Here is a 21,440-nt window from a genome sequence, read left to right on the forward strand (position 1 = left end):
ATGGCTGAAATTATTAATATGCCACGCCTAAGCGATACCATGGAAGAAGGTACCGTTGCAACGTGGTTGAAAAAAGTTGGAGACAAAGTATCGGAAGGTGACATTTTAGCCGAAATCGAAACAGATAAAGCTACGATGGAGTTTGAATCCTTTCATGAAGGAACTTTACTTTATATTGGAGTTCAAGAAGGAGAAACAACCAAAGTAGACGAATTACTTGCCATTATTGGTGAAGAAGGCGAAGATATTTCTGGAATTGTTAGTGGAGGATCGGCACCAGCTGCTACTGAAACTAAAACAGAAGAAGCTCCGGCTCCTGAAGCAGAGGCTGAGGCTCCTGCTGCACCAGCTGCAAGTGCAGAACTTCCTGAAGGTGTTGTGGTGGTTACCATGCCACGTTTAAGTGACACTATGGAAGAAGGTACTGTTGCTACATGGCTTAAAAAAGAAGGCGATACTGTAGAAGAAGGTGATATCCTTGCGGAAATCGAAACTGATAAAGCGACTATGGAATTTGAATCTTTTAATTCAGGTACATTATTGTATGTTGGATTAAAAGAAGGAGAAACTGCAAAAGTAGATTCATTATTAGCTATTATTGGTCCTGCAGGAACAGATGTATCTGCTGTGGCTAGTAATTTTGGTACGGCTGCTCCGGCACCTGCTGCTAAAACTGAAGCACCTAAAGCCGAAGCTCCAAAAGCAGAAGCTCCTAAGGCTGCAGCTAAACAAGAAGCTCCAAAAGCTGCTGCGCCAACTGCAGCGCCTAAGGTTACTAAAGATGGCGGACGTTTATTTGTATCTCCTTTAGCTAAGAAAATTGCAGACGAGAAAGGAATAAATATTGCCGACGTTAAAGGAACAGGAGAAAGCGGACGTATCATTAAGCGTGACGTAGAAAACTTTGTGCCACCTGTAGCTGCTCCTGCCGCTGCATCTGCTGCCGGTTTTGCTGCTTCTGAAGAGAGTTTTGAAGAATTACCAAACTCTAACATGCGTAAAGCAATTGCTAAAAACTTAGCGAAATCTAAATTTACTGCACCTCACTATTACTTAAATGTTGAGTTCGATATGGATAACGCTATTGCGTTCCGTAAAGAAGTAAATGCAGTTCCAGATACTAAAATTTCATTTAACGATATCGTGGTTAAAGCTTGTGCTATGGCATTAAAGCAACACCCACAAGTGAACTCGCAATGGTTCGATGATAAAATGAGATTAAATCATCATGTACATATCGGTGTTGCCGTAGCTGTAGAAGATGGTCTTGTTGTACCTGTAGTGAAATTTGCAGACGAACAAAAGTTAACTCAAATTGGTGCTGCTGTAAAAGAATTTGCAGTTAAAGCTAAAACTAAGAAGTTATCGCTTGCAGAAATGGAAGGAAGTACCTTTACTATTTCTAACTTAGGTATGTTTGGTATAGATAGTTTTACTTCTATTATTAACCAACCTAATTCAGCAATTCTTTCTGTTGGAGCAATTGTACAAAAACCAGTTGTTAAAGACGGAGCTATTGTTGTAGGAAATACTATGAAACTTTGTTTAGCTGCCGACCACAGAACGGTTGATGGTGCAACAGGAGCTCAATTCCTTCAAACATTAAAAGGATTTATTGAAAATCCAATTTCGATGTTGTTATAATCGAAGTGTATATATATTATAAAAAAAGCCATCCTCGAGATGGCTTTTTTTGTTAATATAACATTCTCAAAACAGATAAAGTCTTATTAAAAACTATGTCAATTCATTATGGGCAATTATATTTGTTTTTTAAATCTTAAATGAAAATTTACACGCATGAAAAACGTTATTATAACAGGGACAAGCCGTGGTATTGGTTTTGAATTAGTAAAGTGTTTTGCTAAAGCAGGACATCAGGTATTAGCATTATCTCGAAATGATATACCTGTTAGCGATTTAAACCTTAAAAATGTCACGACCTTTAAATTCAATTTAGAAGAGGATAACGATTTTATTCGTGTTCAAGATTTTGTGAAAAGCAATTGGAAACAGGTGGATATTTTAATTCACAATGCAGGGATTTTAATTAATAAACCGTTTTCAGAATTATCCAAATCCGATTTTCAAACGGTGTATAATACTAATGTCTTTGGTGTTGCCGAACTCACAAGAATTCTATTGCCGTTTATGGTAAAAGGGAGTCATATGGTTACTATAAGTTCTATGGGGGGTATTCAAGGCAGTATGAAATTTCCGGGATTGGCAGCCTATAGTTCAAGCAAAGGAGCCGTAATTACCTTGTCAGAATTACTTGCCGAGGAATATAAAGACTCGGGAATGGCGTTTAATGTGTTGGCTTTAGGAGCAGTGCAAACCGAAATGCTAGAAGAAGCTTTTCCTGGCTATCAAGCTCCAACAACAGCAGAAGCTATGGCCGATTATATTTTTAATTTTTCATTAACAAGCAATGCGTATTACAATGGGAAAGTGTTGCAAGTATCATCAACAACCCCTTAAATTATGAGTAAATATAAATGTGTCATTTTCGATTGCGATGGAGTACTTGTAGATAGTGAAGCCTTAAGCAATGGTATTTTAGCTAATTTAGCCAATCAGTATGGGGCTAATTTAGATATAGATACCGCTATTAAAATTTTTAAAGGTTGTTCTATGACCATGTGTATCGAAAAGATTAAAACCTTGGTTACCTCTCCAATTCCAGATGATTTTGAAGCGACCTATAGAAAATTAAGTGTAGAAGCCTTTAAAAAACAAATTAAACCTATAGAAGGAATCGCTGAGGTTTTAGACGAATTAGAGTTGCCCTTTTGTGTAGCATCTAGCGGACCAGAAGATAAAATGCGGTTAAATTTAAAATTAACAGGGTTGTTAGAACATTTTGAAGGTCGTTTGTTTAGTTGTTTCACTATTGGCAAATGGAAACCCGATCCTGCTGTGTTTTTATGGGCAGCAGAAACTATGGGCTTTAAACCCGAAGAATGCCTTGTTGTAGAAGATAGTTATTCTGGCGTTTCGGGAGCTTTAGCTGGTGGATTTGATGTGTTTGGGTATACGGCTCACGATGTTCATAATCAATTAAAAGGATATCCAACCTTGGAATTTGATAATATGAATCAATTAATTTCATTAATTAATCAAGCAAAATAATAAATTGCTTCTCGTTTTTATACCGTAAAATTGTATTAATTTTACTCGAAATTTTCTTCCATCATGCAACAAACAACGAATACCATTTTAATGATTCGTCCGGTAAATTTTAGGATGAACGAACAAACGGCTGTTAATAATTACTATCAAAAAGCAATGAAGGGTGTTTTGCCAGATACCGTGAATGCAAAAGCACAACAGGAATTTGATGCTTATGTGGAAAAATTAAGAGCTATAGGAGTACAAATTATTGTTGTTAACGATTCTGAAGAGACTGATACACCAGATTCTATTTTTCCAAATAACTGGATTTCTTTTCATGAAAATGGAACGGTGGGCTTATATCCTATGTTTGCCGAAAATCGTCGTTTAGAGCGCCGTGAAGATATTTTAGATGTGTTAGAGGATAACGGGTTTATTATTCAAGATGTGCTGGATTATACTAGTGCAGAAGACGAAGGTGTCTTTTTAGAAGGAACTGGAAGCTTGCTGTTAGATCGTGCGAATGGGAAAGCTTATTGTGCCTTATCTCCGAGAGCAGATGAAGATTTATTTATAGAGTTTTGTGAAGATTTTGATTATTTCCCTGTAGTATTTACCGCTTATCAAACCATAAATAATCAAAGAAAACCTATCTATCATACCAACGTAATGATGTGTTTGGCAGAGACCTTTGCTGTGATTTGTTTGGAATGCATAGACGATAAGAAGGAACGCAAGCAGGTGGTTGAGCATTTAAAAATGAGTGGAAAAGAAGTAATAGCGATTACAGAATCTCAAGTGCAGCATTTTGCTGGTAATATGCTTCAGGTAAAAGGTGCAAATGATGAATTGTTTTTAATTATGAGTACGTCTGCATTCGAATCTTTAAACCAAAATCAAATTAATGCTATAACTAAGCATTGTAAAATAGTGCATAGTTCTTTAGATACTATTGAAGCTTGCGGCGGCGGAAGTGCACGTTGTATGATGGCCGAGGTATTTTTACCACAGCAATAATTAGGTTAAAACAGGAGTAGCTTGTTTCGCTTTAGGGAGTTCTACATAAAATGTGCTACCGGAGTTCATTATGCTTTCAACCCAGATTTTTCCATTATTAAGTTCTACTAATTCTTTGCAAATAGAAAGGCCTAGACCTGTACCTTTTTCATTCTTGGTTCCCACTGTGGTAAAAGAATTACACTTAAATAATTTTTGAATATTTTCTTTAGAAATACCAACACCTGTATCTTGAATACTTATGATTGTTTTGCCGTTACTAACATGATTGGCAATAGTAATACGGTCTCCAGATTTACTAAATTTTACGGCATTTGTAAGTAGATTTTGAATAATAATTTCAATCATACTATAATCTGCATAAACAAAATCGCGCAGAGTATTATCTACGAGTTCTATATTTTTGTCTATAAGTTTATGCTCTATGAGTTTTAATTTATCATGAAAAACTTCACGAATATCAAACATGGTTGCGCTAGGTTCTAAAGACTCCATTTGCGATTTAGACCAGTTTAGTAAGTTGAACAACAATAAAGATGCATTATTAGCATTTTCGCTTAATTCAGGAATGAGTCGGTCGAACTCTTGTCGTGTTAGCGAGCCATCTTTAAGTAAATCGATAAACCCATTTATAGAGGTTAGAGAATCTTTTAAATCGTGAGATACTATAGAAAACAGTTTATCTTTTACATTATTTATGTTTTCTAAATGTGCAGACTGTTCCAGAATGGCTTCGTTTTGAAGTTCAATTTTCTTAGTTTTTGCTTCAAGGTCTAGCGTGTATTTATTACGTCTGTCACGGTTTCTATAGATAAGCACGAGGAAGGTAGAAACAATAACGAAAGCGGCTAAAAGCGCGTAAGTAATAAGCTGAAGTTTATCGAAATCTTTTTTATTTGTGCCAAAGGTTACCAGATCTGTTTGAGGCGTATTAGGCAGTGGTATGGCTTGAGCTTCTTGGAAATGGTCTAAGTTTAGCATTTTATTTTGCTTAGCAGCAGCTTCGGTAATTTTAGCTTGTTCTAAACTGTCTTTTAAATTGTAATATTTGTTTTGCCACATAAAGGCCCTTTGGTAATCCTGCTGTATAGAATCGACAGTTTTTAAAAGCCAATAATTTTTAAGTTCTTCAGTTTTGTTCGGGTTACTAAGTAATAAGGCATGAGCTTCTATTAATTGTCTCTCTGCTAAATGTGTTTTGTTTTGTTTGTAGTTTAATTCGCCAGTGGTGTTTAAAGCTTCAATTAAACTGGGGATATGTTTTGTTTTCCGCGATAAGAGTAAGCTTTTAGAGAGATAGGCTTGTGCTTTGTCAAAATCTCTAAATTGTAAATATTCATGACCAATTTTAGGAAGAATATCGGTTAATATAGAATCGTTTTCAGGATTAAGGAATAAAATACGTTCGTAATAATCAATCGATTTTCGATGTTCTTTTTCAATAGAATATAGGCCAGCTAAATTTTTATTAATCTCTATAATTTGGTCTTTATTTCCAAATTGTTCTTCAATCTTTAAACGTTTCAGATTAAATTCTATCGCTTGTTCGTATTTTTCATTTTTAAAATAAGCACTAGCTAAACCTTTATAAGCATTTTTAAGTTCTTTGTTTAGATTTCTTTTTTCTAACTCTTGTATAGCCGATAGAGTGTGATTTAATCCCTGTTCATAATAGCCACGAGAAATTTCGATTAAACCAATTTGATTATTGATACGTGCAATAGCTAAGGTATCTTGAAGTGTTTTAAAGAGATTTTTTGCTTCATAAAAATGATTAATTGCATTTAAGTAATCTTCTTTTTGAGTGTAGAGTAAAGCTTTTAAATATGCTATTTTACTTAGTCCAGGGGTATAATTAAGTTTAGTTGCTAATTTTTCGGACTCATAAATATATTTTAAGGCTAAATTATATTCATTTTCATCATATAATTCCTGAACTAACTTAATAGATGTCGAAATTTTAGAGGTATCTGTTTTCTGAAAAGCTAACTGCACAGTTAAACTATCTATCGCTTTGGTTTGGGCAAAACCAACAGATAGGTATAAAAGAATAATTGTAGAAATTATCTTTTTCATATAGGTGCAATGGTATCATACTATATGGTTCTGTGCTAAAAAATTAGCCCATATAATAAGAATCCGTAGTTAAGTTTAGTTAGTTAAATCTTCTCCCTCACAAAGAAGACAATTAATTATAATAGCATTACATAACCAAAGTTATAAAATGTGGTTTATAAATCTAATTTAAGCGGTTTAATACCAATTTATTAGTTAAAATGTTAAAGCTATTGTGGTGTAAATTTTAAATTATCGATAAATAACCAATATCATAGAAAAACGACAAATGCTGCTCATTCTGCATCTGCACCGTTTTTTTTATTTTTTAAACGTTGTATGTAATGGTTTTAAGTAGTTGTAGCCATAATTTTTTAAGGTAGTATAAGCTTCAGTTATTAATAAAGTATCGCAGGCTAAACCTTCCTATTAAAAGGATAAAAATAGTATCTTTGCGCTCTTAATAAAATCAATTGTAATGAGTATTCAAGAGTCTTTATCACAACATGTCAAACAAGCGGTTAAAACCCTATATAATGCCGAATTAGAATCAGTAGAATTTCAATCGACTCGTAAAGAGTTTGAAGGTGATATTACGGTAGTTGTTTTTCCAATGTTACGCGTTGTAAAAGGAAATCCGGTTCAAATTGGGGAAGGTATTGGAGCCTATTTACTAAAAGAGGTCGACGATGTTACTGGCTATAATGTTGTTAAAGGGTTTCTTAATATTGTAATTTCAGATAGTTATTACCAAAACTGGTTTAACAGTATTAAGGCTGAAGAGACTTACGGGTATGTCTCGCCAAAGGAAGGCGATAAGGCAATTATGGTTGAATATTCTTCGCCAAACACCAATAAACCCTTGCATCTTGGGCATATTAGAAATAATTTATTAGGCTATAGTGTTTCCGAAATTTTAAAAGCTTCAGGGAAACACGTATATAAAACACAGATTATTAACGATCGCGGGATTCATATTTGTAAAAGTATGTTGGCCTGGAAACGTTTCGGGAATGGAGAAACTCCTGAAAGCACAGGATTAAAAGGCGATAAATTGGTTGGGAATTATTACGTAAAATTCGATCAAGAATATAAAAAGGAAATAGAAGCCTTAAAAGCAGATGGATTATCGGAAGAGGAGGCTAAAAAACAAGCTCCAATACTTCTAGAGGCTCAAGACATGCTTTTAAAGTGGGAAGCAGGAGATGAAGATGTCGTTGCGTTATGGAAAACCATGAACCAATGGGTTTATGATGGTTTCGATGTAACGTATAAAAATCTAGGAGTAGATTTCGACTGTTATTATTACGAAAGCGATACCTATTTATTAGGAAAAGAATTTGTTGCTGAAGGATTAAAATCTGGGGTATTTATTCAGAAAGAAGATGGTTCTGTTTGGTGCGATTTAACCGAAGAAGGTTTAGATGAAAAAATCGTATTACGTGCCGATGGTACAGCGGTTTATATGACGCAAGACATAGGAACCGCAATTCAGCGTATAAAAGATTATCCAGATGTTGGTGGTTTAGTGTATACGGTAGGTAACGAACAAGATTATCACTTTAAAGTATTATTTTTAATTCTTCAGAAACTTGGTTTTGACTGGGCCAAAAACTTATTCCATTTAAGTTATGGTATGGTCGATTTACCTAGCGGAAAAATGAAGAGTAGAGAAGGAACAGTTGTAGATGCCGATGATTTAGTTTCGGAAATGGCTGAAACGGCTGGTGAAATTTCGGAAGAATTAGGAAAATTAGACGGCTATTCTCAAGACGAAAAAGAAGTGTTATTTAATACAATTGGTCTAGGGGCTTTAAAATATTATATCTTAAAAGTAGATCCTAAAAAACGTATTTTATTCGATCCTAAAGAATCTATAGATTTTCAAGGAAATACAGGCCCATTTATTCAATATACCTACGCTAGAATTCAGTCTATAATTAGAAAAGCAGATTTTGATTTTTCGGGTGATACTCCAAAAATTGAATTACACGAAAAAGAAAAATCACTATTAAAACAATTACAATTATTTCCTGAGACGATTCAGTTGGCGGCCGCACAATTTAGTCCGGCATTAATAGCAAACTATACTTACGATTTAGTAAAGGAGTTTAATTCGTTCTATCAAAATGTATCCATATTAGGAGCGGACGATATGAATGAAAAAATATTTAGAGTACAATTGTCGCAAGCCGTGGCAAATACTATTAAAAATGCATTTCGTTTATTAGGAATTAATGCTCCAGAGCGTATGTAATGTTAAAACACAATATTTATAAAACTAAAAAGCCTTCAGTATATAGAGTTACTGAAGGCTTTTTTATGTTGTAATTTTAGCTGTAGATTAGTCTAACTCCCAACCGAAAGTAGTTTGGAAAACATAATCTGTTCGTGCGGCACCTTCTGCAGGTTGACTATCGAAGTTATGTGTTAAACCAAGCTGAATAAAGAAGTCTAACGGTAAATCGTATTTAACATTGATGTTTAAATCGGTTCTTACACGATCTTTTTGTGTTAAACTTGGGTAGACAACAAATTTAGAATATAGGCTAATATCGTCGTAATCGAACATGTTAAGTTCTAAAGATAAAAAGGCCTCTAAACTGTTTTGGGTACTTAAAGTAGGATCTATATAATTTTCATTAGTCCAAGCTAAACCAGTACCAGTAGCAAAATAAACACGATTGCTATGAACAAAATATTTACCAATACCCCCTTGGGTTGAAGTTCTTAATTTTAATAACTGTTCATCGTTAGAAAGGAAATCTATGTTTACTAAAGAGAACCAATCCCGTTTTAAAAAGTACTTTCCACCAATACTTGCATCTGTTCGATGGGTTTCATCAACATCGTCTTGATTACTTCTTACCGAGTTATAACTCGCTGTGGCACCCCATTTGTCGGCTGTATAAGCAAGGTTACTTAAAATAGAAAACTGCGTTAAGTTATTGGTTTTAGCAAAATTGAAACCAATAGATAAACTCGCATCTAAACGAGATAAAAAACCTTGTTCTATGGCTTTAATGTATACCACGTCGTTAATAGGAACGTTAATGGTTTCACCATGATGTGCTAAAGAAACATTGGTAGAATCTCCTGGTTTAGTTTGAAGCGTACTGTTAATTCGGCGACCATCAGAAAGTGTCATTAAATACATTTGCTGACTGTGAACAATTACGACATCCTTCCAAGAAATTTTAAAGTCGCTATCACTATAATCTGTTTCAAAAGTTAATACACCCTTATTCATTTCTTTTATGTCCCCAATAATTTTGTCTTTGTTTTTCAAGACTAAAGTATCTTTTTGGGCAAAGGTATTTGTAAAGGAGAACATGGTGAGCGCTAAGAACAGGATAAATGCGCAACAATTGGGTTTCTTAATTTGATTTACCATAAGAAGGTTGTTTAGTTGTTGTTTTTCAAGCGTGATCAAACGAGTTGATTTCTGTATAAAACGCGAAGATAATAAACTTTCTTAAAATATGTTAAATCCCCTTAAAATCCAAGGTAGACAATAAGGGGACGATTTGAGGGTTGAAAAAAAAATTAAAGTTTAATGTACAGCGCTCATATCTACCTTTCCAGCTCCTTTTTTTATAAGAAGTACAAAAGGTACGCATAACAGAAATAGCACCCCTAAATATAAAAAGATATCCATATAAGAAAGTACAATGGCTTGTTTACTAACCGATAAATCTAATATCTGATAGGCTTTGTCTAAAGATTCGTTTACCGAAAATCCTTTCCCCATAAACATATGCTGTAAACCATAAATGCGCTCTTGAACGTTAAATCGGGTCGCATCTATGTTAGGAATTAAATCGACACGATGTTGTTGGCTCCATCTTGAAATCATAGTGGTTATAATGGCAATTCCAAAAGAGCCTCCAAGTTGTCTAGTCATTCCCGTAAAGGCAGCACCATCACCTATATCTTTTCCTATTAAGGTTGAAAGCGATAAAGTTGTAATGGGTACAAAAAGTAAACCTAAACCAACTCCTCTTAATACCAATGGCCAAAAGAAATGTTCTACACCTGTATCTGGCGTCATTTCTAAATACATCCATACGCTATAGAAAAAGAAAATGGCAAACCCTGCCGTAACGAGGTATTTTTGTGGTACACCTTTCTGTATCATTTTACCAATTATAGGCATCATTATCCCTGTTGTTATCGAACTCGGAATAAGTAATAATCCCGCATCGGTGGCTGTAAAGCCAAGAACAGATTGTGTGTAGATAGGAATTATAAAGGTAGAGCCATAAAGACCGAAACCTAAAATAAATGTCATAATGGTTCCTATTCTTAGATTACTATCTCGCAAAACGCGGAGGTTAACAATAGGGTTTTCGTAAACCAGTTCTCTCCAAATAAACAGTATCAATCCAAATAATGAGGTTACACTCAAGGTTACAATTAGTGAGTTTTCAAACCAATCGTCTTGTTGACCATGTTCTAATACAAATTGTAAGGATCCAATAAATGTGGCTAAAAGGACAATACCCCACCAATCGACTTGACTTGCTTTTAGTTTTTCTCCATACTTCGGACTTCTAACATATAAAATGGTTAAAAAGGTGGCGATAATTCCTAAAGGAATATTGATGTAAAAAATATAAGGCCAAGAATAATTATCTACAATGTACCCTCCTAAAGGGGGCCCTAGGGTAGGACCAACAATAACGCCCATACCGTAAATGGCTTGAGCCATACCACGTTTTGCCATTGGATAACTCTCTGTAATAATAGTTTGAGCGGTTACCAATAGCGCACCTCCACCTAGACCTTGAATAAATCTAAAAGCAACGAGTTCCCAAATATTGGTAGCGTTACCACATAAAAAGGAAGCGGTGGTGAAAATTACGATAGAGGTAGCGAAATAATTTCGTCTTCCAAATTGTTTAGACAGCCAGCTCGTCATAGGAATAACAATAACGTTTGCTATAGCATAGGCCGTAATTACCCAAGCCACATCGGTTAGTGTCGCTCCTAAACTCCCTTTCATATCGTTAAGGGCTACGTTTACAATAGTAGTGTCTACAATTTCTAAAAGCGCACATAACACTGCTGTTATGGTAATAATTACGCGTCTAAAGCCGTATTCAACTAAACTGTTTTCGTCTTCTTTATTTTGCATAATTTACTTTAAATGCACGTCGATAGTTACATTCATTCCTGAACGTAATTTTTTAAATTGTTCGGCATTGTTATTCTCAGTGAAATCAATTTTTACAGGTAAACGCTGAATGGTTTTAACAAAGTTTCCTGTGGCGTTATCTGGTGGTAGTAAGGAAAACCTAGAACCAGTTGCAGGTGAAAAATTTGTTACTGTACCTTCAAATTCATGGTCGGGATAAGCATCTACACTAATACTTACTTTTTGGCCGATATTCATTTTAGCCAATTGCGTTTCTTTAAAGTTAGCAATCACCCATTTATCGTTGGTATTTACTAAATAGAATAACGATTGTCCTGGTTGCACAAATTGTCCGGCTTGTATTCTAACACTCGATAATTGCCCGTCTATAGGAGCGGTTATAAAAGTGTAACTTAAATTTTGAAGTGCTGCATCTACACGTGCCTGCGCTAATTTTATTTGAGCCTCGGCCACTGTAACTTGTTTTTTAGAAATGGTGGTTTGGTGTGCAGCAGCGTTACTCTGACTATTACTAGCTTTTTGTTGATTTTGTAAAAGTTCTAATTGTTTTTCGGCTTCTTGTTTCCCAGCCAGAGCTTGTTCGTACTGTTGTGCCGTAATGGAGTGATTTTCATATAAATTCTCGTAACGTGTAAAATCGTTTTGAGCACGCCATAGTTTAATTTTTGCAGCTTCAATAGTAATTCCAGCAGAATTTGCCTGCGCATTGGCGGCATTAGAATTTGCAGTATACGAACCAATACTTGCTTCAGAAACGGCTAATCCACTTTCGGCAGCAGCTAAATTTGCTTGGGCCTGACTCAATTGAATCATATAATCGCGGTTATCTATAATTAAAAGGGTATCTCCTTTTTTCACCATAGCATTGTCCGATACCAAAACACGTTCTATATACCCGCCTACATGCGGAATTATAGGCGTCATATTGGCTTCTATTTGTGCATCGTCTGTTTCTTCATGACTTAGGGAATGCATGAATTTATATCCACCGTAAACAATTCCGATAAGAAGTATAAAAGAAATTATGATTACGAATTTTTTATTGGTCTTTTGTTTTTGTTCCTGTTCCATTTTATGTGTCCTTACTAGTTGTTTATTAATGATGTTAATTGACCTTGAGCGGTTAATAGTTCGTAATATTTTTGAGAGATGTCTGCTTTAGCAAAAGCCAGATTTATTTTAGCTTGAAGTTGTTCTAAATCGGCTTCAAGGGTATCGTTAGTATCGGCTAAGCCATTATCAAATTTATCTTTTACAATACGGTAATTTTCTATAGCTTGTTCTTCAGACTTGGCATAAAGCGCTAATTTTTTATATGCTAATTGATATTCCTGACTAGCATTTTCAATTTCAATCTTAATATCATCTGTGGCTTTATCAATCGTATATTTTAATTCATCGGCTTTGCTTTTAGCGACTTCAACTTCACTTTTGTTTTTAAAAATATCCGATAGGTTATAAGTCACTCCAACCCCAATATTCATGGCGTTTGTTAGCGTGAATGCATTCGGAATATCTACAGCCATATACCCACCAACAAGACCTATAGACGGATAGTAATTTCCTTTTGCAATTTTGATTTGATTTTCGGTAGCAAGCTCTTGGTATTTTAGAGCTTCTAAATCGCTACGGTAAATCGAGTCGGTTTCTACAGAGGTTGGCGCCATACCGAAATTATCGGATATGGTTTCTACAATGGTTTGCTCTGGTAGTTTAAGTAGAGTAACTAAGCGGTAGTTTAAAATGTTTTTGGTTTTCTTAGCATTTTCTAAAGAAATGGAAACTTGCGATTCTTGAAGCTGAGCTTTTAATAAATCGTTTCGAGCCAAAATACCGTTTTCTTCCATGTTTGTAAAGTCGGTAACACGTTGTTTGGCACTAATTAAATTGTCTTCGAATAGGTGTATAGATTGTTCCGCTTTATATAAATTGATATATAAATTTATGGTTTGTAGCGCTAGTTTTTCGTTATTGTTTTTCGCTTTATAGGTGCTCGCAGTATGTAAGTTTTTACTAGCTTCTATGGTGTTTTTAATTTTAAAACCAGAAAAAATAGGCATAGAAATATCTAAATTTCCCATCATTAATTGGTTCACGTTTGGTATGCTTACACCTTCGGTGGCTTCAATTTCCGTACTGGGATCCATATTAATTTCCGAAGCAAAATCTATTCGTGTTAAATGTCTGTATTGTCCGCCAACTGTAAAATCTGGATATTGTAAGGCTTTGGCAACTTGCACTTCATGTTCTGAAGTTGTTACCTGACTATTAATAATTTTGGCACCATCGCTATTTTCTAGAGCTAAATGTACCGCTTCTGGTATAGAGAGTAGCTGCGTTTCTTGAGCTAAACAGAATTGAAGGCTGAATAAGCAGAGAGCAGAAAGTATTAAAAATCTACTTTTCATAAGTTAATAATGCTTTTATAGTTTGTATAATATGTGTTGTTAATTCGTTATGAACGTAATCCTCAATCTCGGCTTCGGTGTTAAGATTTAGTAGGGTTTTATAAAATTGATTATTAGAATAAAAATGAATATAAGTACCTAAAATGGTAGGGATAATCATTTGAATATTAATCTCTTTATTAAAAACACCTGCTTCTTGTCCGGATTTTACAAAGTTTGAAATGATGTTGAAATTTTGAGTTTTGTAGTTTTCATAACTGTCAAAATTTATTTTTCTAAAGGGGTTAGAATACTCGGCACTAACAATTTTATGAATCCTACGATTTTTGTGAATACGTTTTATAAGTAAGGTTATAAAGGCTTCGATTTTATTTGTATAAGATTCGTCGCCTATAATTATAGATTCTAATTCTACTCCAAAATCTGAAATACGATAGACTAAAAGTGCATCTAATAGTTTTTCTTTTGAGCCAAAATAATACGAAATCATAGCGATATTGATGCCAGCTTCCTTAGCGATTTGCCTGACTGATGTTCCGTCGAAACCATTTTCGGCAAATAATTTTTCTGCCGCTGTTAATATTTGAATCTGTTTATCGTTTAATTCCATGTACCCCTTTTCTTTTAAAATCGGGGACAAATTTAAACACTTGTTTAAATTAAACGTTTGTTTAAATGTTAAATTTTATGATAATTTATGAGTTTGAAGATTAAGAAGATGTAGTTTTACTGTGTATTGTTTGAAATACAGTTGATTAAGTATAGGCTTTGTGATTAGCTTTTAATCGAAATTTTGCGATATCGAGCGCAGTCGAGATAGTGCATATAGGTGCTCAAGCTGACTATTATCCTTATTAGGTTAGAAGGTGGGTGTAAAATAATCTTTGTAATTCTTAAGCATAAAAAAGAGGATGACTAAAAAGCATTCAAAATCGTTATTCTGAATTCAATTCAGGTTAACGACAATCTAACTTTGTAGTGATCCTCTTTGTATCTGGTTTAAGAAATGGAATCTACTTTTTACGTAATTCAAAAATATCTTTACGTCTGTCTTTTAAGTTTTTTACGCTACCAAATTGGTTGAGGTTTCTCAATAAATCGATATCCACATCGGCAATTAAAATCATTTCGGTATTGGGTGTGGCTTCTGCTTTTATTCCATTTGCAGGAAACGCAAAATCGCACGGTGTAAATACCATAGATTGCGCAAATTGAATATCCATGTTATGTACTTTTGGTAAATTCCCGACACTTCCGGCTATGGCTACATAACATTCGTTTTCTATAGCACGCGCTTGGGCACAATGGCGCACTCGAGAATATCCGTTTTGCGTATCGGTTAAAAAAGGAACAAATAAAATGTCCATACCTTCATCTGCTAACAAACGGCTTAACTCTGGGAATTCAGAATCATAACAAATTAGTATTCCAATTTTACCACAGTCGGTATCGAAAGCTTCTAGTTTGTATCCGCCTTCCATACCCCAAACTTTAGCTTCATCGGGGGTTACGTGTAATTTTTCGTAACGTTCTGTTGTGCCATCACGTCGGCATAGATACCCTACGTTATACAAGCGGTTATCTGCCGCAATTTCGGGCATACTTCCCGTAATAATATTAATGTTATAGGAGATTGCCAATTTAGAAAAGCGCTGTACAATTTCCGAGGTGTATTCTGCCAATTTACGAATGGCGTCTGGCTCAGACAAATGGTTGTCTTTGGCCATTAATGGGGCATTAAAAAACTCTGGGAACAGGGCGAAATCGCTACGGTAACCCGACACAGCGTCTATAAAATATTCTGCCTGTTGCATCACATCGTCCAGATCTATATAAGGGCGCATTTGCCATTGGATCAATCCTAAACGGACTATCTTTTTTGTAGTAGCTGCTTTTTCAACCTTTTTTTCGTAATAAATATTATCCCACTCTAAAAGCACGGCATAATCTTCAGAATTGCTATCACCTTCTAAATAGTTTTTTAAAATTCGGGTAGGGTGGAAGTCGTTAGAAATTTGAAAGTTTAATACTGGATCGTGAATTTCCTTACGCTTCACCTTCTCTATATACTGTTTTGGTGTTAACTCGCTAGAGTATTTATGGTAATTAGGTATACGTCCGCCAAAGGCCAAACCTCTTAAGTTAAGACGTTCGCATAATTCTTTTCGGTAATCGTAAAGGCGTCTACCTAAGCGTAAGCCTCTAAATTCAGGTTTTATAAACACATCGACACCATAAATAACATCGCCATTTTTATCGTGGGTGTTAAACGTGTAATTTCCAGTAATATCTTTATAAGTATGTGCGTGGTCGAACCTATTATAATTCACAATAATAGATAGAGCACAACCGGCAATCTGATTGTTTATTTTAATAACAACTTGTCCTTCTGGAAAGTGTTTTATAAGGGTTTCTATTTGGTGCTCGCGCCAATAAGAGTCTGGCATACTTGCATACGACTCAATCATAGCGGCCTTTAGCTCTTGGTAATCATCTAGACTTAAATAGGCCAATTCAATATTTTCAATATCTTCCATGGGTATGCTATACTTTAAATTTTTATGTGCGAAATGTACAAATTAATTAGTCAGCTTTTAAAAAATTAATCGGGCTATTTTAACTGCCTTAAACCTTCGTAAATGATGATGCTCACGGCGTTAGAGAGGTTTAGACTGCGTACATGCTCGCTGAATAATGGGATTTTAAACAAATCGTTTTTACGCTGGTTTATGAGTGTCTTTGGAAGACCAACCGATTCTTTTCCGAAGACTAAAAATAAATCATCCTCATAGTTGATTTCCCAATGAGATTTCTCGCCGTGACTCGATAAAAAGGCCATTTTTTTGTCGGCATTTATACTGAAAAATTCCTCGGCAGATTCATAATAGGTTACATTAAGATGTTGCCAGTAATCGAGTCCAGCACGTTTTAAACGTTTATCGTCGATTTCGAAACCAAAAGGCTTTACTAAATGAAGATTAGAACCTGAGGCTAAACTTAATCGACCAATATTTCCGGTGTTATTCGGGATTTCAGGTTCAATAAGGACAATATTTAATGGCATATTTTAAGGGGTTGAAAAACAAGAAAAAGACTTTTCAAATCTTGAAAAGCCTTTTTAGATTTTAATTATTTTTTGTTTTGCTGTTTTTTAATCGTTTTGCTATCTATGTCGAATGTATTGGTTTCCTGATTGGTATTTGCCGTAGGGTTTGTTGGATTCGACTGTTTTTCTTTCGGTTTAAATTTCTTTTGATCTTTAATAATTCCCATAATTTTCATTTTTATTGATTCAACTATAAGATAAAAAAAGTAGGGTTTTAGGGTGTCAAAATCATCTTAAATCCTTGTTAACAAACGTTAAGCATTCGATTACGATCTAATTTTTGATGTAAATCCGTCTATATTCGAAATGCCATTTTCGGTAATATATTTTATAAAAGCACTTCCTATAATCGCACCTTTAGTGTACGAGGTTGCCTGATTAAAAGTTTCAGAATCACTAATTCCGAACCCAATAATTTGTGGGTTTTTCAATTTCATTTCGGCAATACGGTTAAAATATTTGGTTTGTTCTTCTCCAAAACCTGATTGGCTACCGGTAACACTAGCACTACTAACCATATAAATAAATCCGTTAGAAATAGAATCTATAAAATTAATACGTTCTACAGATGTTTGTGGCGTAATTAAAAAGACGTTTATAAGCCCGTATTTTTCAAAAGTAGCCTTGTAGTGATCGTTGTATTCGTTTACAGGTAAATCTGGAATAATCAATCCGTCTATTCCAATTTCCTGACATGTTTTGCAGAAATCTTCTACCCCATATTGAAGTATCGGGTTAAAGTATCCCATAATGATTAAAGGAATGGAAACCGTTTTACGGATATCTTTAAGCTGCTCGAACAAAACTTTTGTAGTCATACCATTTTTTAAAGCTTGTGTAGAGCTTGCTTGTATGGTTGGTCCGTCGGCCAAAGGATCGCTAAAAGGTAAGCCAATTTCAATCATGTCGACACCTGCTTTTTCAAGGTCTTCAATTATGCTAACAGTGTCGGTTAAACTTGGGTAACCAGCGGTAAAATATATAGATAAAAGCTTTTTATCTTCTTGGAGTTTTGAGTTTATTCTATTCATGATAATTACAATTTTTTCGTCATCTTGACTTTATATTAGAATCACATTATTTTGTTTTTTTCAATGTTAATGAAACCTAGGTATAATTATTTATTGCCTATTCAATTTACTTCAGAGATTTAATATTTCTTGTTTGATGCTGAAACGAGTTCAGCATGACGTTTTATACTTGTTTTAGTTTGCATTAATCATCCTGAATTTATTTCAGGATCACATTATTCTCATTTTTTATAATTCATAAAAATCTTTATCGGTTTACTAAATTACCAATGCTTTAAGAGTAGGATTGGTCTCTTTAATTAGATTTAATTTCCAAGATCTTTTCCAGTTTTTTAATTGTTTTTCTCTTGCAATAGCTTGGTTTATATCCGTAAATTCTTCAAAATAGACGAGGTCTTTTAAATTATATTTTTTGGTAAATACAGACCCAACATTATTTTGATGTTCATGTATTCGTTTTAATAAATTAGTTGTTACGCCTACGTAAAAAGTCGTTCTGTACGAATTTGTTAGTATGTAAACGAAACTTGTCTTCATTTCAGAATTTTATTTGTCTTGTGGGATGCTGAAACAAGTTCAGCATGACGTCCTATTCTTATTTTGGTTCACAATCGTCATCCTGCTTATTTCAGGATTACATTATTTTGTTTCTTCAATGTTAAAGAAATCTAGGTATAATTTTTTATTGTTTATTCAATTTACTTCAGAGTTTTAATATGTCTTGTGGGATGCTGAAACGAGTTCAGCATGACGTCCTATTCTTATTTTGGTTCACAATCGTCATCCTGAATTTATTTCAGGATCACATTATTTTGTTTCTTCAATGTTAATGAAACCTAGGTATAATTATTTATTGTCTATTCAATTTATTTCAGAATTTTAATTTTCTTGTGTGCTGCTGAAACAAGTTCAGCATGACGGCAGCTTTAAAAAAAAATCATTATAAATTAAAATATTTAATATAGGTATCTAAATCTTTATCACCACGACCAGATAAACTAACAACAACAACCTCTTCTGGATTGAATTTTCGTTTATTAAATACCGCCAATGCATGAGAACTTTCTATAGCAGGGATAATACCTTCTTGTTTACATAATTCAACTCCGGCCTTCATAGCTTCATCATCGGTTACCGAAATAAATTCAGCACGACCGGTTGCGAATAAATTAGCATGCATTGGGCCTACTCCAGGGTAATCTAAACCTGCAGAAATAGAATACGGCTCTGTAATTTGCCCGTCGGGAGTTTGCATCAATAAGGTTTTGCTACCATGAATGATTCCTTCTTTCCCTAAAGCCGAAGTCGCAGCACTTTCTCCAGAATCGACACCTAATCCAGCGGCTTCTACAGCAATTAAATTGACATCTGTCTCATCTAAATAATGATAAAAAGCACCAGCAGCATTACTTCCACCTCCCACACAAGCAATCACATGGTCGGGTTTAGTGCGGCCTTCTTTTTCTTCTAATTGCCATTGCATTTCTTCGGAAACTACGGCTTGAAAACGAGCTACCATATCTGGATACGGATGCGGACCAACTACACTTCCAATAATGTAATGGGTGTTTACCGGGTTATTAATCCAATCGCGAATGGCTTCGTTTGTGGCATCTTTTAAGGTTCTACTTCCCGACAGAGCAGGAATAACTGTAGCCCCTAACATTTTCATACGCGCTACATTTGGCGCTTGTCTGGCTATGTCAATTTCACCCATGTATACAATACATTCTAAGCCCATAAGTGCACAAACTGTAGCAGTGGCTACACCGTGTTGACCAGCCCCTGTTTCTGCGATAATTCGTTTTTTGCCTAAACGTTGTGCCATTAAAATCTGCCCAATAGTATTATTGATTTTATGAGCTCCTGTATGATTTAAATCTTCACGTTTTAAGTAAATTTTGGTGTTATATTTTTCACTTAAGCGTTTGGCAAAATAAAGCGGAGAAGGACGCCCAACATAATCTTTTAATAACAAATCGAAAGCTTCCTTAAAAGACGGGTCGTTCATTACTTTAATATAATTCTGGCGTAATTCTTCTACATTTGGATAAAGCATTTCAGGGATATAAGCGCCGCCAAATTCGCCATAATAGCCTTTGTCGTTTATATTATAACTCATAGTGTGTTGTGTTGTATTTTCAGCTAATTGCTGTTTAAATTGTTTTAGTTGATTAAAATCTTTTAACCCGGGCATGGTTTCAAATTTACTGTTTACATCAATAGCATAACAGTGTTTTGAGGCTTCACTTTTAAAGAAATTCGATAAATTTTCTGTTTCCGAAAGTCCGATGCCGCCACTTAAAAAATAAGGTTTGCTTGAGGGGTAATCTTTAAGAATATTCCAATTAAAGGTATATCCATTTCCTCCAGGCAAATGCCCTTTCGTATCGAAAAGGAAAAAGTCGCAAACCGATTCAAAAGGTTTTAGTATTTCAAAATTGAATTCATTTTTAATTGAAAACACTTTTATAATTTCAATCTCTGGAAGATATTTTCGAAGTTCAGAACAATAGTCTACAGACTCATGACCATGTATTTGCACGGCTTGTAAATTGTAAGCAAGCGCCGTGGTTACAACATGGTCTAGGGTTTCATTGACGAAGACGCCTACTTTTTTTATGTCTTTTGAAAGAGGTGGTAATTCCGCAGTTATAAAACGCTCTGATTTTTCATAGAAAATGAATCCCAAATAGTCGGGTTGAAGGCTTGAAATTTCTTCAATATTTTCTCGGAATTTCATGCCGCAAACTTTTAGTTTCATGCTATTGGTTTAAGGTATTTATAAATTTGGTAGCACTAGCACCTGCATTATCGGTTTTCATGAAATTTTCACCAATTAAAAAGCCTTTATATCCAAAAGGTTGTAAGCTTTTGATGGCTTCTACAGTACTTATTCCACTTTCTGAAACCTTAACAAAATCGTTAGGAATAAGTGTGCTTAAATCCCTGCTTATCTCTAAAGAGACATCGAAGGTTTTTAAATTCCTGTTGTTTACACCAAGCATATCTAAACTTGGCATTAAGGATTTTTGAAGTTCTTCTTCGTTATGTACTTCAAGTAGGACATCAATATTTAAACTTTTGGCAAATTCTGAAAACGTCTTGATTTCCTCTCGCGTTAGGATGGCAGCGATTAATAAAATAACATCGGCACCGTAGGCTTTGGCTTCAATAATCTGGTATGTATCAATAATGAATTCTTTGCGGAGTAGAGGCAAGTCGCAACTTGCTCTTGCGGTAAGTAAATCGTCTAAACTTCCGCCAAAATATTTACCATCGGTTAACACAGACATTCCACAAACGCCCGCATCTTGATAGCCTTTGGCAACATCGAACACATTTAAGTTATGGTTGATAACCGATTTTGATGGCGATCTGCGTTTGTGTTCGGCAATAATACCCGAAGTACTTGCTTGTAAAGCTGCTGCTAATGACTTTGTTTCACGAGTAAATAATACCGATTGTTCTAATTGTTTTATTGGAATTAACGATTTTCTTAGCGCTACTTCCTGGCGTTTATCGGCTACAATTTTATCTAAAATATTCAT

18 protein-coding genes and 1 pseudogene are annotated in these 21,440 nt (G+C 34.8%); 5 read left to right on the forward strand and 14 right to left on the reverse strand.

The features are described from left to right. The 4 genes from A9D35_RS14895 (at window position 1) to ctlX (ending at window position 4,131) form a co-directional block, all read left to right on the forward strand. Window positions 1-1,644, forward strand: coding sequence for a pyruvate dehydrogenase complex dihydrolipoamide acetyltransferase (locus tag A9D35_RS14895; protein ID WP_066224363.1), 1,644 nt, complete (start codon window positions 1-3; stop codon window positions 1,642-1,644). Window positions 1,645-1,800: 156 nt separating this feature from the next. Further along, window positions 1,801-2,481: an SDR family NAD(P)-dependent oxidoreductase gene (locus A9D35_RS14900; RefSeq protein WP_066224366.1), complete on the forward strand. Its 681-nt coding sequence runs from the start codon at window positions 1,801-1,803 to the stop codon at window positions 2,479-2,481. A gap of 3 nt (window positions 2,482-2,484) precedes the next feature. Beyond that, complete coding sequence (locus A9D35_RS14905; RefSeq protein WP_066224368.1) at window positions 2,485-3,132, forward strand: HAD-IA family hydrolase; 648 nt, start codon at window positions 2,485-2,487, stop codon at window positions 3,130-3,132. Between the two features lie 63 nt (window positions 3,133-3,195). Further along, entirely contained in the window at window positions 3,196-4,131 is a 936-nt protein-coding gene (ctlX, locus tag A9D35_RS14910; RefSeq protein WP_066224372.1) for a citrulline utilization hydrolase CtlX, read from the forward strand. Here the strand turns inward: ctlX and A9D35_RS14915 are convergent, their stop codons facing one another. Further along, a complete protein-coding gene (locus tag A9D35_RS14915) occupies window positions 4,132-6,207 on the reverse strand; it encodes a tetratricopeptide repeat-containing sensor histidine kinase (protein WP_066224375.1) in 2,076 nt (691 codons plus the stop codon). It lies immediately after the preceding gene. Window positions 6,208-6,664: 457 nt separating this feature from the next. Between A9D35_RS14915 and argS the strand changes: the two genes are divergently transcribed. Further along, on the forward strand, window positions 6,665-8,443 hold the full coding sequence (gene argS / locus A9D35_RS14920; RefSeq protein ID WP_066224378.1) for an arginine--tRNA ligase: 1,779 nt from the start codon (window positions 6,665-6,667) through the stop codon (window positions 8,441-8,443). 87 nt (window positions 8,444-8,530) lie between these two features. Here argS and A9D35_RS14925 read toward each other — a convergent pair whose 3' ends face one another. From A9D35_RS14925 to trpC, 13 genes and pseudogenes are all read right to left on the reverse strand, one after another. Next, on the reverse strand, window positions 8,531-9,580 hold the full coding sequence (locus A9D35_RS14925) for a DUF481 domain-containing protein (protein WP_066224381.1): 1,050 nt from the start codon (window positions 9,578-9,580) through the stop codon (window positions 8,531-8,533). 159 nt (window positions 9,581-9,739) lie between these two features. After that, window positions 9,740-11,323 carry a DHA2 family efflux MFS transporter permease subunit gene (locus tag A9D35_RS14930; RefSeq protein ID WP_066224384.1) on the reverse strand — a complete coding sequence of 528 codons (1,584 nt, stop codon included), beginning with the start codon at window positions 11,321-11,323 and terminating at the stop codon, window positions 9,740-9,742. A 3-nt stretch (window positions 11,324-11,326) separates the two neighbouring features. Further along, window positions 11,327-12,415 (reverse strand): HlyD family secretion protein, encoded by a 1,089-nt coding sequence (locus A9D35_RS14935; protein WP_066224385.1) that lies wholly within the window; start codon window positions 12,413-12,415, stop codon window positions 11,327-11,329. Between the two features lie 14 nt (window positions 12,416-12,429). Next, on the reverse strand, window positions 12,430-13,752 hold the full coding sequence (locus A9D35_RS14940) for a TolC family protein (protein WP_066224386.1): 1,323 nt from the start codon (window positions 13,750-13,752) through the stop codon (window positions 12,430-12,432). Continuing rightward, window positions 13,742-14,362 carry a TetR/AcrR family transcriptional regulator gene (locus A9D35_RS14945; protein ID WP_066224388.1) on the reverse strand — a complete coding sequence of 207 codons (621 nt, stop codon included), beginning with the start codon at window positions 14,360-14,362 and terminating at the stop codon, window positions 13,742-13,744. The genes A9D35_RS14940 and A9D35_RS14945 overlap by 11 nt, the downstream gene beginning before the upstream one ends. 403 nt (window positions 14,363-14,765) lie before the next feature. Continuing rightward, complete coding sequence (locus A9D35_RS14950) at window positions 14,766-16,289, reverse strand: carbon-nitrogen hydrolase family protein (RefSeq protein WP_066224390.1); 1,524 nt, start codon at window positions 16,287-16,289, stop codon at window positions 14,766-14,768. 74 nt (window positions 16,290-16,363) lie between these two features. Next, window positions 16,364-16,816, reverse strand: coding sequence for a tRNA (cytidine(34)-2'-O)-methyltransferase (locus A9D35_RS14955; protein ID WP_066224394.1), 453 nt, complete (start codon window positions 16,814-16,816; stop codon window positions 16,364-16,366). Between the two features lie 65 nt (window positions 16,817-16,881). After that, on the reverse strand, window positions 16,882-17,025 hold the full coding sequence (locus A9D35_RS18790; protein ID WP_162841021.1) for a hypothetical protein: 144 nt from the start codon (window positions 17,023-17,025) through the stop codon (window positions 16,882-16,884). A gap of 99 nt (window positions 17,026-17,124) precedes the next feature. Beyond that, on the reverse strand, window positions 17,125-17,889 hold the full coding sequence (gene trpA / locus A9D35_RS14960; RefSeq protein WP_066224396.1) for a tryptophan synthase subunit alpha: 765 nt from the start codon (window positions 17,887-17,889) through the stop codon (window positions 17,125-17,127). Between the two features lie 258 nt (window positions 17,890-18,147). Beyond that, a complete protein-coding gene (locus tag A9D35_RS14965; RefSeq protein ID WP_066224401.1) occupies window positions 18,148-18,426 on the reverse strand; it encodes a GIY-YIG nuclease family protein in 279 nt (92 codons plus the stop codon). A gap of 403 nt (window positions 18,427-18,829) precedes the next feature. After that, window positions 18,830-20,011 (reverse strand): tryptophan synthase subunit beta, encoded by a 1,182-nt coding sequence (trpB, locus tag A9D35_RS19715; protein WP_066226151.1) that lies wholly within the window; start codon window positions 20,009-20,011, stop codon window positions 18,830-18,832. Window positions 20,012-20,053: 42 nt separating this feature from the next. Then, window positions 20,054-20,653: pseudogene (locus A9D35_RS19720) on the reverse strand (phosphoribosylanthranilate isomerase); the annotation flags it as partial. A 1-nt stretch (window position 20,654) separates the two neighbouring features. Continuing rightward, entirely contained in the window at window positions 20,655-21,440 is a 786-nt protein-coding gene (gene trpC / locus A9D35_RS14975; protein ID WP_066224403.1) for an indole-3-glycerol phosphate synthase TrpC, read from the reverse strand.

Origin of the sequence: Formosa haliotis (assembly GCF_001685485.1) — a bacterium.
Taxonomy (GTDB): domain Bacteria; phylum Bacteroidota; class Bacteroidia; order Flavobacteriales; family Flavobacteriaceae; genus Formosa; species Formosa haliotis.

What these genes read in the sequence shown, in the direction of transcription:
- A9D35_RS14925 (WP_066224381.1), bottom strand. Translation starts at nt 9,580, where the DNA reads ATGGTAAATCAAATTAAGAAACCCAATTGTTGCGCATTTATCCTGTTC.
- trpC (WP_066224403.1), bottom strand. Translation starts at nt 21,440, where the DNA reads ATGAATATTTTAGATAAAATTGTAGCCGATAAACGCCAGGAAGTAGCG.
- A9D35_RS14895 (WP_066224363.1), top strand. Translation starts at nt 1, where the DNA reads ATGGCTGAAATTATTAATATGCCACGCCTAAGCGATACCATGGAAGAA.
- A9D35_RS14930 (WP_066224384.1), bottom strand. Translation starts at nt 11,323, where the DNA reads ATGCAAAATAAAGAAGACGAAAACAGTTTAGTTGAATACGGCTTTAGA.
- ctlX (WP_066224372.1), top strand. Translation starts at nt 3,196, where the DNA reads ATGCAACAAACAACGAATACCATTTTAATGATTCGTCCGGTAAATTTT.
- A9D35_RS14955 (WP_066224394.1), bottom strand. Translation starts at nt 16,816, where the DNA reads ATGCCATTAAATATTGTCCTTATTGAACCTGAAATCCCGAATAACACC.
- trpA (WP_066224396.1), bottom strand. Translation starts at nt 17,889, where the DNA reads ATGAATAGAATAAACTCAAAACTCCAAGAAGATAAAAAGCTTTTATCT.
- A9D35_RS14950 (WP_066224390.1), bottom strand. Translation starts at nt 16,289, where the DNA reads ATGGAAGATATTGAAAATATTGAATTGGCCTATTTAAGTCTAGATGAT.
- A9D35_RS14905 (WP_066224368.1), top strand. Translation starts at nt 2,485, where the DNA reads ATGAGTAAATATAAATGTGTCATTTTCGATTGCGATGGAGTACTTGTA.
- argS (WP_066224378.1), top strand. Translation starts at nt 6,665, where the DNA reads ATGAGTATTCAAGAGTCTTTATCACAACATGTCAAACAAGCGGTTAAA.
- A9D35_RS14945 (WP_066224388.1), bottom strand. Translation starts at nt 14,362, where the DNA reads ATGGAATTAAACGATAAACAGATTCAAATATTAACAGCGGCAGAAAAA.
- trpB (WP_066226151.1), bottom strand. Translation starts at nt 20,011, where the DNA reads ATGAGTTATAATATAAACGACAAAGGCTATTATGGCGAATTTGGCGGC.
- A9D35_RS14900 (WP_066224366.1), top strand. Translation starts at nt 1,801, where the DNA reads ATGAAAAACGTTATTATAACAGGGACAAGCCGTGGTATTGGTTTTGAA.
- A9D35_RS14935 (WP_066224385.1), bottom strand. Translation starts at nt 12,415, where the DNA reads ATGGAACAGGAACAAAAACAAAAGACCAATAAAAAATTCGTAATCATA.
- A9D35_RS14940 (WP_066224386.1), bottom strand. Translation starts at nt 13,752, where the DNA reads ATGAAAAGTAGATTTTTAATACTTTCTGCTCTCTGCTTATTCAGCCTT.
- A9D35_RS14965 (WP_066224401.1), bottom strand. Translation starts at nt 18,426, where the DNA reads ATGAAGACAAGTTTCGTTTACATACTAACAAATTCGTACAGAACGACT.
- A9D35_RS18790 (WP_162841021.1), bottom strand. Translation starts at nt 17,025, where the DNA reads ATGGGAATTATTAAAGATCAAAAGAAATTTAAACCGAAAGAAAAACAG.
- A9D35_RS14915 (WP_066224375.1), bottom strand. Translation starts at nt 6,207, where the DNA reads ATGAAAAAGATAATTTCTACAATTATTCTTTTATACCTATCTGTTGGT.